Annotated in this window: 13 protein-coding genes; 5 read left to right on the top strand and 8 right to left on the bottom strand. The window is 72.7% G+C overall.

The annotated features are described in order from the left end of the window. Positions 1-234: 234 nt before the first annotated feature. Positions 235-1,671: a CCA tRNA nucleotidyltransferase gene (locus WBK50_RS31740; protein ID WP_341339570.1), complete on the top strand. Its 1,437-nt coding sequence runs from the start codon at positions 235-237 to the stop codon at positions 1,669-1,671. A gap of 4 nt (positions 1,672-1,675) precedes the next feature. Here the strand turns inward: WBK50_RS31740 and WBK50_RS31735 are convergent, their stop codons facing one another. Then, positions 1,676-3,004, bottom strand: coding sequence for an MFS transporter (locus WBK50_RS31735; RefSeq protein WP_341339077.1), 1,329 nt, complete (start codon positions 3,002-3,004; stop codon positions 1,676-1,678). A gap of 35 nt (positions 3,005-3,039) precedes the next feature. On the opposite strand from WBK50_RS31735, the gene WBK50_RS31730 reads away from it, so the two are divergent. The 3 genes from WBK50_RS31730 (at position 3,040) to WBK50_RS31720 (ending at position 4,681) form a co-directional block, all read left to right on the top strand. Next, entirely contained in the window at positions 3,040-3,642 is a 603-nt protein-coding gene (locus WBK50_RS31730; RefSeq protein ID WP_297502860.1) for a YqgE/AlgH family protein, read from the top strand. A 79-nt stretch (positions 3,643-3,721) separates the two neighbouring features. After that, positions 3,722-4,045 carry a DUF4333 domain-containing protein gene (locus WBK50_RS31725; protein ID WP_341339076.1) on the top strand — a complete coding sequence of 108 codons (324 nt, stop codon included), beginning with the start codon at positions 3,722-3,724 and terminating at the stop codon, positions 4,043-4,045. 135 nt (positions 4,046-4,180) lie between these two features. After that, positions 4,181-4,681: a DUF427 domain-containing protein gene (locus WBK50_RS31720; protein ID WP_341339075.1), complete on the top strand. Its 501-nt coding sequence runs from the start codon at positions 4,181-4,183 to the stop codon at positions 4,679-4,681. A gap of 10 nt (positions 4,682-4,691) precedes the next feature. On the opposite strand, the gene WBK50_RS31715 is transcribed toward WBK50_RS31720, so the two are convergent. Next, positions 4,692-5,120, bottom strand: a complete 429-nt coding sequence (locus WBK50_RS31715; RefSeq protein ID WP_341339074.1) for an SdpI family protein — start codon at positions 5,118-5,120, stop codon at positions 4,692-4,694. A gap of 235 nt (positions 5,121-5,355) precedes the next feature. Between WBK50_RS31715 and leuS the strand changes: the two genes are divergently transcribed. Then, positions 5,356-8,232, top strand: a complete 2,877-nt coding sequence (gene leuS / locus WBK50_RS31710; protein WP_341339073.1) for a leucine--tRNA ligase — start codon at positions 5,356-5,358, stop codon at positions 8,230-8,232. Here leuS and WBK50_RS31705 read toward each other — a convergent pair. The 6 genes from WBK50_RS31705 to WBK50_RS31680 form a co-directional block, all read right to left on the bottom strand. Further along, on the bottom strand, positions 8,225-8,713 hold the full coding sequence (locus WBK50_RS31705) for a hypothetical protein (protein ID WP_341339072.1): 489 nt from the start codon (positions 8,711-8,713) through the stop codon (positions 8,225-8,227). The two genes, leuS and WBK50_RS31705, sit on opposite strands and share 8 nt — an antisense overlap. 47 nt (positions 8,714-8,760) lie before the next feature. After that, positions 8,761-9,537: a UPF0158 family protein gene (locus WBK50_RS31700; RefSeq protein ID WP_341339071.1), complete on the bottom strand. Its 777-nt coding sequence runs from the start codon at positions 9,535-9,537 to the stop codon at positions 8,761-8,763. A gap of 23 nt (positions 9,538-9,560) precedes the next feature. Then, entirely contained in the window at positions 9,561-10,244 is a 684-nt protein-coding gene (locus WBK50_RS31695) for an SDR family oxidoreductase (RefSeq protein WP_341339070.1), read from the bottom strand. A 19-nt stretch (positions 10,245-10,263) separates the two neighbouring features. Next, positions 10,264-10,848 (bottom strand): C40 family peptidase, encoded by a 585-nt coding sequence (locus WBK50_RS31690; RefSeq protein WP_341339069.1) that lies wholly within the window; start codon positions 10,846-10,848, stop codon positions 10,264-10,266. Positions 10,849-11,387: 539 nt separating this feature from the next. Beyond that, positions 11,388-12,467, bottom strand: a complete 1,080-nt coding sequence (locus WBK50_RS31685; protein ID WP_341339068.1) for an inositol-3-phosphate synthase — start codon at positions 12,465-12,467, stop codon at positions 11,388-11,390. Then, positions 12,460-13,071 (bottom strand): PadR family transcriptional regulator, encoded by a 612-nt coding sequence (locus WBK50_RS31680; protein WP_341339067.1) that lies wholly within the window; start codon positions 13,069-13,071, stop codon positions 12,460-12,462. Before WBK50_RS31680 ends, WBK50_RS31685 begins: the two co-directional genes overlap by 8 nt. Positions 13,072-13,228: the final 157 nt, after the last annotated feature.

The following is a 13,228-nucleotide window of genomic DNA, read 5'->3' as shown; positions in this document are numbered from 1 at the left end:
GGTCCACTCGCTCGGCGGGCCTCCGTCGCGTCCCCGCCGTTCGGAGCTTCCCGCCAGCTACGGGGCACGTCGACGGCCGCTGAACCCCCGGAGAAGTACGGGTGCGCCGGACGTCCGGGGCGGCGCCTACACTGGCCCGCCGTGTCTTCTCCGCTCGTGATCCCGGGAACCGCCGTCGCGGCCCACCCCGCCGACGGTGCCCTCGATCGGGGTACCCCGTCCGTACCGGCCGCCGTGCCCGAACCGGCTGCACTGCACAGGGCCCAGGAGAATGCACTCGTGGAGCTGCTCGACATCCCCGCGGTCGCCGAGGACCTCGCCTCCCGGTTCGCCGCGGCCGGCCACCGGCTCTACCTCGTCGGCGGCAGCGTGCGGGACGCGCTGCTGCGCCGCGGCAGCAACGACCTGGACTTCACCACGGACGCGCGTCCGAACGAGGTGCTGCGGCTGCTCTCCGGCTGGGCGGACGCTGTCTGGGACACCGGCATCGAGTTCGGCACGATCGGCGCGCGCCGCCGCGACCACGTCGTCGAGATCACGACCTTTCGCGCGGACGCGTACGACCGGGTGAGCCGCAACCCCGTCGTGCGGTTCGGGGACTCGATCGACGACGACCTCGTCCGCCGGGACTTCAGCGTCAACGCCATGGCCGTCGAGCTGGCCGAGCGGCGCTTCGTGGACCCGCACGGCGGGGTCGCGGCCCTGTCCGCCGGCATCCTGGACACCCCGGCCGCCCCGGAGGACTCCTTCGCCGACGACCCGCTGCGCATGCTCCGCGCCGCGCGGTTCGTCTCCCAGCTGGGGTTCACGCCGTCGGAGCGGGTCGTCGCGGCGATGACCGCGATGGCCGGCGAGCTCGCCCGGATCACCCGCGAGCGGGTGCAGGCGGAGTTCAGCAAGCTGCTGCTCGGGGAGTTCCCGCGGCGCGGCATCGAGCTGCTCGTGGACACCGGGCTGGCCGAGTACGTGGTGCCCGAGGTGCCCGCGATGCGGCTGGCGATCGACGAGCACATGCAGCACAAGGACGTCTACACGCACTCGCTCGTGGTCATGGAGCAGGCGATCGACCGGGAGACCGAAGGCCCGGACCTCGTGCTGCGCCTCGCCGCGCTGCTGCACGACGTCGGCAAGCCGCCGACCCGGCGCAAGGAGCCGGACGGCCGGGTGAGCTTCCACCACCACGAGGTCGTCGGCGCGAAGATGGTGCGCAAGCGGCTGCGGGAGCTGCGCTACCCCAAGCACCTGATCGACGAGGTGGCCCAGCTCGTCTACCTGCACCTGCGGTTCCACGGCTACGGCAAGGGCGAGTGGACGGACTCGGCGGTGCGCCGCTACGTCACCGACGCGGGCCCGCTGCTGGAGCGCCTGCACCGGCTCGTCCGCTCGGACTGCACGACGCGGAACAAGCGCCGGGCCGCCGCCCTGCAGCGCTCGTACGACTCCCTCGAGGACCGGATCGGCGAGCTGCGCAAGCAGGAGGAGCTCGACGCGATCCGCCCGGACCTCGACGGCAACGCCATCATGGAGATCCTCGGCATGAAGCCGGGGCCGCTGGTCGGCAGGGCGTACAAGCACCTGCTGGGCCTGCGGATGGAGCGCGGCCCGCTGGGCCGGGACGAGGCCGAGCGCGAGCTGCGGGCCTGGGCCGCGGAGAACGTCCCGGCGGAGTAGCCGGTCAGGCGCGGCGGCGGAGCAGCCGGTCGTGGGCCAGCAGGCCCACCAGGTAGACCGCCGCCGCGGACCCCAGCAGCAGCGGGGCCACCCCGTCCGGAGGGCTGAGCAGCGCCGCCACGGTGACGGCCAGGACGTAGCAGACGTTGAAGACGCCGTCGTAGAGCGCGAACACCCGGCCGCGCACCGCGTCGTCGGTCTCGCTCTGCACGCCGGCGTCCGCGCACAGCTTCACCATCTGCCCCGCAGTGCTCAGCACGAACGCGCCCGCGAGCACGCTCGGCGGGGACAGCGTCAGGGCCACGACGACCATCGCCGCGGCGGCCACGAGCAAGGCCACCCGCACGGTCCGCGGCCGGCCGATCCGATGCACCAGGAACGGCGTCAGGAACGCGGCCACGCCCATCCCGGCCGCGGCGGCGACAACCGCCTCGCCCAGCCCCGCCATGCCGCCGTACAGCAGCCCCGAGCCCGTGAAGGCGTAGCGGAACAGCAGCAGGGACACCAGCGTGCTCACGCCGAACGCGAGCCGGTGCGCGGCGAGGGCGAGGAAGGTGGCGGCGACGGTGGGTGTCCGGAAGACCGCCCGCGCGCCGTCCACGAACCCGTGCGCGACGGCCGTGAGTGCCCGGTCCGGCTCGTCGCGCGAGTCCGGTCCGAGGACCTTCCGGGCGAAGGTCGCCGCGACGAGCCCGGCGACCAGCGGTCCGACCGCGGCCAGGGCCGTCGTGATCGCCGACCCGGCATTTCCGGCCCCGGCCAGCATCCGGATCCCGACGGCCGACGCCCCGCCCAGCGCCGCGATCCCGGCCCCGATCGTGACGGCCAGGACGTTCGCCTCGACCAGGTGTCGACGCAGCACGACGTGCGGGAGCGCCGCGGACAGCCCGGACAGCACGAACCGGTTCACCCCCATGACGGCGAGCGCCCCGAGGTAGAGCGGTGCCCCCGCCACCCCGGCGCCCACCGCCACCGCGACGAGGCCGATCAGCACGACCCGCAGCAGGTTCGCGACGAACAGGACCCGCCGGCGGTCCCAGCGGTCCAGGAGCGCCCCGGCGAAGGGGCCGAGCGCGGAGTACGGCAGGAGCATCACCGCGAGCCCGGCGGCGACGGCCATCGGGTCCGCCTGCCGTTCCGGGTTGAACAGGACCGCGCCGCCGAGCGCGGCCTGGAACATGCCGTCGCCCCACTGCGCGGGCAGCCGGACGGCCATCAACCTGGCGAAACCGGGGCTGTGCAGGAGCCCGGCGATCCCGAGCTTCCGAACCTGCCCGTCGCAGGAAGTGACGTCCTCGTCACTCGCCGGTGAAGTGGTGCGAGGAACTGACACGGGTGGGAGGTTACTGCGCCGGCGAGGGTGCGACGATGGACCACGTGAGGGACGACCGCACCGGCCCCGGGGCCTCCACCCCTGTCGGTCCGGGCACCTTGCTCGTGGCCGCACCGGGTCTGACCGACCCCAACTTCGCACGCACCGTCGTGTACGTGGTCGAGCACCGCGCGCAGGGCAGCCTGGGCGTGGTGCTCAACCGACCGGGGGACGCCGAGGTCCGAGACGTGCTCCCGGCCTGGGGATCCGCCGCGTCGGAGCCCCGGACGGTGTTCACCGGCGGCCCCGTCGACGGGACGACCGCCCTGTGCCTGGCCGCGCTGCGCACGGGGCAGGACGCGGAGGGGCTGGACGGGGTCGTCGTCGTGCGCGGACCGGTGGTGCTCGTGGACCTGGACGGCGACGTGCGCCGGATCGCGCCCCGGCTGCGCGGGCTGCGGGTGTTCGCCGGCTACTCCGGCTGGGACTCCGGGCAGCTCGCCGGGGAGATCGCCCGCGGGGACTGGATCGTCGTCCCGGGCCTGCCGGACGACGTCCTCACCGGCCGGCACTCGGACCTGTGGGGCCGCGTCCTGCGCCGTCAGGGCGTACCACTGGCGCTGTTGGCGACGTTCCCCGCGGAGATCGGCCTGAACTGACGGCGGGCCTCGGCCGAGGCCTTCCGCGACGGCCCGTGGGCGGGGACCCTGGAGCGGTCCGCCGGCGGGAGGAGCCCCCATGTCGGGTGCGCGCAGGTCCGTGGTGCTAGCCCTGCCCCTGCTCCTCCTGGGGTGCACGCACCCCGTCGCCGGCACGGCCACGGCGGAGCCGCGCCGGGTGCTGGACTCGACCGCCGTCGAGCGGGACGTGCGGGAGGTGGTGGCCGCGGACCCGGCCACGAGGGACGCCGCGGCCGATGCCCGGGTCGTCTGCCCGCGGGACGTCCCGGCGGACCGCAACCTGGTGGTGTTCTGCGACGTGACGGGGGACGGGCTGCGGCTGAGCGTGCCGGTCACGATCCTCGACAGCAACGGGGACTACCAGGTCGGGTCCGCGTTCTGACGACCGTCCCGTTCATACGATCGTCCAGGACGAACGTGTGAACGAGAGTTCGGCGCGCGCCCGGGTGGTGCGCGGCCGACACTGGGAGTCCGACACTGGGGGTCCGACACTGGGGGTCCGACGCACGGAGGTCACATGCCACGCCCCACCCCGCAGGTCCCGGGCCCCGGCCAGGAGTCCGTGTGGGACTACCCCCGCCCGCCGCGGGCCGAGCGGATCACTCGTCGCGCCGTCGTCACCCACCGCGGCACGGTCGTCGTGGACACCGACGACCTGGTCCGGGTGCTCGAGACCAGCCACCCGCCGACCTACTACCTGCCCCGCACCGCCTTCACCGACGGCGTGTTGCGCCCCGTCGAGCGCGAGACCTTCTGCGAATGGAAGGGCGTCGCCCGGTACGTCGACGTCGTGGTGCCCGGCGCGCCGCCGCTGGAAGCGATCGGCTGGTGGTACCCGGCGCCGGACCGCCGCTATCCCGAGGTGACGGACAGGGTCGCGCTGTACGCGGGCCCGTTCGACGAGATCACCCTCGACGCCGAGAAGGTCGTCCCCCAACCCGGTGGCTTCTACGGGGGCTGGATCACCGACGAGATCGCCGGGCCGTTCAAGGGAGGCCCCGGCTCCTGGGGCTGGTGACCCGCCGGCGTCACGGGTTCGGCTGGCAGCCCTCGACGAGGGAGCAGCCCGCGCAGGCCCCGGCGCACGCGAACTCCGGCTGCTCGGTGGCCGCGAGCCGGGCCGCGGCCCGGTCCCCCAGCGTGCCGCCGGCCCCGGCGAGCAGGACCGCGCCGATGCCGCCGACCGCGGTGACGATCCAGGCGAGCACGGCGGCGGGGGCGGCCAGCAGCACGGCCGCGGCGGCCACGAGCACGGCCCCCGCGGCACCCAGGAGTGGGGCGGCGACCCGGTTGGCCAGCGCGAACGTGCGTTCCGACGCCATCGTGGCCGCGGTGTGCACGCCCGCGTACCGGTTGCGCCGCAGCCGCGAACGGCCGCCGAGCACGGCGACGGCGAGCAGGGCGACACCGGCGAGGACGAACAGCACGCCGAGCACGAGGCGGAGGGTCTGCGGCACGACACCAGGTTAGACGGCGTCCGCCGTCAACCCCGTCGCAGGCCCGCGGCCAGCGGCGTTACCCTGAGGGTGTGCAGGCGACCCGTCGGACCGGCCTTCTCGGCGCCGCGTCGAGCTGAGCATCCCCCGGCGCGGCGACCCCTCCAGTGCCCTCGGCCGGAGGGGTCAGTTGTGTCACAGGCCGATCCGTCGTCACCGGCGGGTCGTCACGGTTCTTTCACGAGGTGAGCGGGACATGACCACGGAGACCACCATCGCCGGTCAGGCGGACAGCGGAGCGGGCGCCCCCGCCGCACCGCCGTTCCGGTACGGCGCGAACCTGGCTGCGAGCATCGAACGCAAGTGGCAGGACCGCTGGGAGGCCGAGGGCACGTTCCACGCGCCCAACCCCGGCGAGCCGGGCTCGGAGCGCGAGAAGGTCTACCTGCTGGACATGTTCCCGTACCCCTCGGGCGCGGGACTGCACGTCGGGCACCCGCTGGGCTTCATCGGCACGGACGTGCTGGGCCGCTACCTGCGGATGAACGGCCGCAACGTGCTGCACGCGATGGGCTTCGACGCGTTCGGCCTGCCCGCCGAGCAGTACGCGGTGCAGACGGGCACCCACCCGCGCACCACCACCGAGGCCAACATCGCCCGCTACAAGGAGCAGCTGCGCCAGCTGGGCCTGGCCCACGACGACCGGCGCTCCGTCGCGACCACGGACCCCGAGTTCTACCGGTGGACGCAGTGGATCTTCCTGCAGATCTTCAACGCCTGGTACGACACGGACGCCGCGCGCGCCCGGCCGATCGCCGAGCTGGCGGCGGAGTTCGCCGCCGGCACCCGGGCCACCCCGGACGGCCGTGACTGGTCCGCCCTGTCGGAGGCCGAGCGGCGCGCCGTGATCGACGGATACCGCCTGGCCTACATCTCCGAGGCGCCGGTGAACTGGTGCCCCGGCCTGGGCACGGTGCTGGCGAACGAGGAGGTCACCGCGGACGGCCGCAGCGAGCGCGGCAACTTCCCCGTGTTCCGCCGCAGCCTCAAGCAGTGGAAGATGCGGATCACCGCGTACGCGGACCGGCTGGCGTCCGACCTGGACCGGGTGGACTGGCCGGACTCGGTGAAGGCCATGCAGCGCAACTGGATCGGCCGCTCCGAGGGCGCCCGGGTCCGGTTCGCGAGCGGCCCCGAGAGCATCGAGGTCTTCACCACCCGCCCGGACACGCTGTTCGGCGCGACCTACATGGTGCTGGCGCCGGAGCACCCGCTGGTCGACGCGCTGGTCCCGGCCGCCTGGCCCGCAGGCACGGACGAGCGCTGGACCGGCGGTGCCGCCACCCCCGGTGAGGCCGTGGCCGCCTACCGCGAGCAGGCCGGCCGCAAGTCCGAGCTCGACCGCCAGGAGAACAAGGACAAGACCGGTGTCTTCACCGGCGCGTACGCGGTGAACCCGGTCAACGGCGAGTACGTCCCGGTGTTCGTCGCGGACTACGTGCTGATGGGCTACGGCACCGGCGCGATCATGGCTGTTCCCGCCCAGGACCAGCGGGACTGGGACTTCGCGACGGCCTTCGGGCTGCCGATCGTGCGCACTGTCGACCCCGGCGAGGGCTGGGACGGCGAGGCGTTCACCGGCGACGGCCCGGCGATCAACTCGGCGAACGACGACATCAGCCTGAACGGGCTGGGTGTTGCGGACGCGAAGCGCACGATCATCGACTGGCTGGCCGCTCAGGGCACCGGTGAGGGCGTCGTCCAGTACAAGCTGCGGGACTGGCTGTTCTCCCGGCAGCGCTACTGGGGCGAGCCGTTCCCGATCGTGTGGGACGAGCACGGCCCCGTCGCGCTGCCCGAGGACCAGCTGCCGGTCCTGCTGCCGGACGTCGACGACTACTCCCCCAAGACCTACGACCCGGACGACGCGAACACCGAGCCCGAGCCGCCGCTGTCCCGCGCGCTGGACTGGGTGAACGTCGAGCTGGACCTGGGCTCGGACAACGGGGACAGGGGGTTCGAGGACTACACGCGCGAGACGAACACGATGCCCCAGTGGGCGGGTTCGTGCTGGTACTACCTGCGTTACCTGGACCCGACGAACACGGAGCGGTTCGTCTCCGAGGAGGCCGAGAAGTACTGGGTCGGCAAGGACCTGCGGCGCGGGCCGGACGATCCCGGCGGCGTCGACCTGTACGTCGGCGGCGTGGAGCACGCGGTGCTGCACCTGCTGTACTCGCGCTTCTGGCACAAGGTCCTGTTCGACCTCGGCCACGTCACGAGCGAGGAGCCCTTCCGCAAGCTGTTCAACCAGGGCTACATCCAGGCGTTCGCCTACACCGACGCCCGCGGGACCTACGTCCCGGCGGAGGAGGTCGTGGAGGACGGGGACGGCGGTTTCACGTGGAACGGCCGGCCCGTCAACCGTGAGTACGGGAAGATGGGCAAGTCGCTCAAGAACGTCGTCACGCCGGACGAGATGAGCGAACGCTACGGCGCGGACACCTTCCGGCTCTACGAGATGTACACGGGCCCGATGGAGGCCTCCCGCCCCTGGTCGACCCGGGACGTCGTCGGCCCGCAGCGGTTCCTGCAGCGGGTGTGGCGCAACCTGGTGGACGAGGAGACGGGCCGCTCCCGGGTCACGGACGAGGTGCCGGACGACGACACCCTGCGCGCCCTGCACAAGGCGATCGCCGGCGTCCGGGAGGACTACCCGGCGCTGCACTACAACACGGCCGCGGCGAAGCTGATCGAGCTGAACAATCACCTGACCAAGACGTACGCGTCCGTCGGGGTGCCGCGCTCGGTGGCGGAGCCGCTGGTGCTGATGATGGCGCCGCTGACCCCGCACATCGCCGAGGAGCTGTGGTCGATCCTGGGCCACGAGGGTTCGCTGGCCTACGCCGACTTCCCCGTCGCGGACGAGAAGTACCTGGTGGCGGACACCGTCGAGTACCCGATCCAGGTCAACGGCAAGGTCCGCTCCCGGGTGGTCGTGCCGGCGGACAGCGCGGTCGCGGACGTCGAGGCGGCGGCGCTGGCGGACGAGAAGATCGTCGCCGCGCTGGCCGGCGCGGAGCCGCGCAAGGTGATCGTGGTCCCGGGCCGCCTGGTGAACGTCGTCAGGTAGCCCGGCGCCGCCTGGCCGGCCGGGCGGGGAGGCGGGTCGCCCCGCCGTGGGCCGGCGTGCTCCGGGCGGGGTCGTCGAGCCACTCGCCGACCGTGGCGACGACGTGTTCGGCGTCCGCGAGCGCGGCGTCCGCCTCGTCGCCCGGGACGGTGAGGAAGGTCCGGTCCGCGAGCACCGCGCGGTTGAAGAGCGAGCGGAGCAGCTGTCCGCTCACCGGGTCCATGGCCCGCTCGCGCACCACCCGGCGGACGAACGCGGACACGACGTCCGACGGCCGGTCCCGGGTCTCGCCGAGCGCACCCAGCGCCGCCTCGGCCGCAAAACGGGCGGCGTGGAAGGCACGGGAGACGGCCTGGGCGGGGTAGCCGCCGTCGCGCAGCATGCGGACCGCGCCGAGCTCCTGGCGGGCGCGGGCGATCCCCGGCCGGGGCAGGGCGAGCAGATCGGCCGGTGGTCGGGGTGCGGGTTGCGGTTCGCTCATCCCATTCGCCTGTTCATCCCGGCTGCCTGTTCATCCCGGCTGCCTGTTCATCGCAGTCGCACCGACTCGGCCTTCGCCCGGACCAGCCACGGCTCGCTCGGCTGCGACATCGCCTCCTGGCTCACCGGCAGCGCCGTCAGCGTGATCCCGGAGCGCTCGGTGTGCGGCCAGAGCACCGCGTCCATCCGGCGCAGCTCGGTCCACGGCGACTCCAGCTCGTCGAGCACGACGAGCAGGTCCAGGTCGGACTCGACGGACCCCTCCCCGCTCGCCCAGGAGCCGAACAGCAGGACCTGTCGCAGACGCGGCCCGTAGAGCGAGGCGAGGTCCGCCGCGACGACCGCGGGCACGTCCTCGTTCTGCGGGGAGGGGTCCGGGTAGCGCGCCGCCGCGCGCTCGGCGGCCGCCGGCTCGACGAGGCCGGAGTCGGCCAGCCAGCCCAGCGCCCGGCGCCGCGAACGGGCGTCCCGGAAGCGGTACCACTGGTCCCTGACCTCGGGGAACTCGAAGAGCGTGTTCTTGAACCGGCGGAACGCCCCGCGCCCGTTGATGGCCCGGTCCAGCAGCTCGGCGGCCCGGCGGTGCTGCACGCCGGCGGTGAAGTCCGCCATGTCCCGGTAGCCCTCGCGGCCCTCGGCGGGCTCGATGCGGACCCAGCCGGCGTCCTCGAGGTCGGCCTCGGACTCGTCGACGCCGGTGTACTCCACGGGGACGTGCGGCACGACCTCCCCGGTCTCCGGGTGGATCCACCAGCTCGTCTCGGGTGTCCGGTCCTCGAGTGCCGTGCCGAGTTCCTCGAGGTTCACCTGCTCCGGATCCAGCATGCGCGGAATGCTAGCCCCGCAGGTCAGCCTCTGGGCCGCACGACGATCTCGGTGAGGTGGGCGTCCGGTGACGCGGTGACGCCGGCGAGCACGGCGGCGGCCACGGACTCGGGACGCAGGAACCTCGAACCGTCGTACTCCCCGCCCTCGTGCGCGACGACGTCGCGCTGCATGTCGGTGTCCACCCGCCCGGGATGCACGGAGATCACCCGCAACGCGGGCTCCTCGGCTCGCAGGGCGTCGCCGAAGGCACGGAGCGCGAACTTGCTGGCGGCGTAGGAGCCCCAGCCCGCGCGCGCCACGAGCCCGGACCCCGAGTTGACCAGCACGACGTCGCCGTCGGCGGCCCGGAGCGCGGGCAGCAGCAGCCGGGTGAGCTCGGCGACCGCCACGACGTTGACGTCGAACTGGCGCCGCCAGGTCTCGGGCGGCGTCTCCGCGACGGTGCCCAGCATGCCGACGCCCGCGGAGTGCACGAGCACGTCGAGTCGTTCGATGCCCTCGACGGCGGCGGCCGTCGCCTCCGGATCGGTGAGCTCGACGGCCCAGGGGCGGGACCCGGGCAGCTCGGCCGCCAGCTTCTCCAGCGCGGCGGCGTCGCGGCCGCCGAGCAGCAGGTCGTGGGTCGGCGCGAGGGCGCGGGCGACGGCGGCCCCGATGCCCCGGGAGGCGCCGGTGACGAGGGCGAGCGGACGTGGTTCGTTCACAGCCACGAACGCTAACGCGTCAGACGCGGCGGGCGCTGTTGAACGGCATCCTGTTCAGGTTGCTGATCTTCACCGGCTGCCCGGCCCTGCTCGCGTGCACGACCTTGCCGTTGCCGATGTAGATGGCGACGTGGCTGACCGGCTTGTAGAAGAACACCAGGTCCCCGGGCTGCAGGTTCGCCTTGGAGACGGGCGTGCCGACCCTGGACTGCGCCCGGCTCGTGCGCGGCAGCGAGATGCCGGCCTGCTTGAAGGCCCACGACGTGAGGCCCGAGCAGTCGAAGGCCGACGGGCCGGAGGCGCCCCAGCGGTAGGGGGCGCCTACCTTGCCCAGGGCCTTCTGGACCGCGGAGGCCCGGGCCGCGGCCGGCGAGGCGCCGGTCTTCGCGGCGGCGACCGCCGCGGCCGGCGAGGCGAAGGCGGAGGAGGAGTTGGCGACGTTGCGGACGGGGGCGGTGACGGGGGTGGTGACGGCGGTGGTGGCCGACGCGGCGGGGGCGGTCGCGGCCGTGGCCGGGACCAGGGTGAAGAGGGCGGCGGTCGCGGTGGTCAGCACGGCGACGGTGGCGGTGCGGAGCGCCAGTGCAGGTCGAAGAGACGACACGCGGGTTCCTTGGAGGTAGCACCGCCGAACGTGGACAGGAGCGCGCCGGTTCGGGAGAAACGGCGGTCGCGACAGCGGGGCGTCTGGACACTGCGGCCATCGGTGAAGGACTCGGCCGAGCCGCACCCCGCCCGTTCGGACGGTGACCCCGAACCCGGCACTCCCGGTGAGCGCTGGTGTTCGTGGCCGTTATGCAAATTACGAAACCATTACGAGGCCGTGTCATGACGAAGGTCTCATAAAGCCGGCCGCATCAGAGTGAGCGTACTCACGGCAAATGTTCTCGTGCGGAGCAGTTTCAGTGCTGTGCGCCACTCCTTCGACCGTCATCTGCATCGTTGCAGGTCGAGCGCGCAGCCGGTATTGCCGTTATCTGCTCGTGATTACTCTGGGCGAGTGAAAACATTTCCGGTTCGGAAGCGTCACGAATATTTCCGGTCCTGAAGCAAAAGTGCTCGCCGACGACGGCGGCCCCGTACCGCGACGCTCGCCAGGAGCGTCGCGGCCGGGGCCGCCGGGTGGGTAAGGTGCGGGGGAGGTCAGTCCTGCCGCTCGCCGCGGATGAACGCCTCCACGGCGTCCCGCGCGACGTCGTCGCCGTACTGCTCGGGCGGGGACTTCATGAAGTAGCTCGACGCGGACAGGATCGGCCCGCCGATGCCGCGGTCCTTCGCGATCTTCGCGGCGCGCACGGCGTCGATGATGATGCCGGCGGAGTTCGGTGAGTCCCAGACCTCGAGCTTGTACTCCAGGTTCAGCGGGACGTCACCGAAGGCACGGCCCTCGAGGCGCACGTAGGCCCACTTGCGGTCGTCGAGCCAGGCCACGTAGTCCGACGGGCCGATGTGCACGTTGTCCTTGCCCATGTCCCGGTCGACCTGCGAGGTCACCGACTGGGTCTTGGAGACCTTCTTGGACTCGAGGCGCTCGAGCTCCTTCATGTTCAGGAAGTCCATGTTCCCGCCCACGTTGAGCTGCATCGTGCGGTCCAGCTGCACGCCGCGGTCCTCGAAGAGCTTCGCCAGCACGCGGTGCGTGATCGTGGCACCGACCTGGGACTTGATGTCGTCGCCCACGATGGGGACACCGGCGTCGCGGAACTTCTGCGCCCACACCGGGTCCGAGGCGATGAACACGGGGAGCGCGTTGACGAACGCGACCTTCGCGTCGATGGCCGCCTGTGCGTAGAAGCGGTCCGCGGCCTCGCTGCCCACCGGGAGGTAGGAGACGAGCACGTCCGCCTTCGTCGCGCGCAGCACCGCCGCGACGTCCACCGGCTCCTCGTCGGACTCGGTGATCGTCTCGCGGTAGAAGCGGCCCAGCCCGTCGAGGGTGTGCCCGCGCTGCACCGGCACGCCCATCGGCGGCACGTCCGCGATCTTGATCGTGTTGTTCTCGCTGGCCCCGATGGCCTCCGAGAGGTCGCGCCCGACCTTCTTGGCGTCCACGTCGAACGCGGCGACGAACGTGACGTCGCGGACGTGGTAGCCCCCGAAGTCCACGTGCATCAGGCCGGGGACTCGGGCGGCCGGGTCGGCGTCCGCGTAGTACTGGACGCCCTGGACCAGCGACGCCGCACAGTTGCCGACGCCGACGACGGCGACTCGCACCTCACTCATGCGGGTTCTCCTTCTCTCGTGGAACCTGGTCGTGATCTGCTCCGGCGCCGTCGCCGGGGTCCTGCTGCCGCTCGCTCGCGATCAGCTCGTTCAGCCACCGGACCTCGCGTTCGGTGGTGTCGAGCCCGAGCTGATGGAGCTCGCGGGTGTAGCGGTCGATCTGCTCGCCCGCCCTGGCCAGGGCCGAACGCATGCCCTCCCGGCGTTCCTCGACCGTCCGCCGCCGTCCCTCGAGGATCCGCATGCGGGTCTCGGCGGGGGTACGGGAGAAGAAGGCCAGGTGCACGCCGAAGCTCTCGTCGTCCCAGGTCTGCGGACCGGCCTCGGAGAGCAGCGTGGCGAAGCGCTCCTTGCCCTCCGCGGTGATCCGGTAGACGCGGCGGGCCCGTTTGGACCAGCCGCCGGCCCCGGTCGCGTCGGGGCCGGTGGAACGGTCCGGGTCCTCGACGATGAGCCCGGCCCGGGTGAGCCTGCGGAGCGCCGGATAGAGCGAGCCGTAGGAGAAGACGCGGAAGCCGCCGAGCCGCAGGCCCAGCTGCTTGCGCAGTTCGTAACCGTGGATCGGCGCCTCGAAGAGGAGCCCCAGGATCGCGAACTCGAGCATCGTGCCCTGCCTCCTCCCGTCCCGCCGGACGACCCCGCTGTCCTCCGGCCGATCGGTAACCCGACTATATCGGTCCGATACATCTGCGCGCAGTGTCGAGGCCGTGATCATCTGACCGGCGGCGATCTCCGGAGGCGGCTCCGGGTTCCGGGGTGGC

The sequence above is a fragment of the Pseudonocardia sp. T1-2H genome (genome assembly GCF_038039215.1).
Classification (GTDB): Bacteria; Actinomycetota; Actinomycetes; order Mycobacteriales; family Pseudonocardiaceae; genus Pseudonocardia.
Note: the sequence above shows the minus strand (reverse complement) of the source record. Positions and strands in the feature narration are given on the sequence as shown.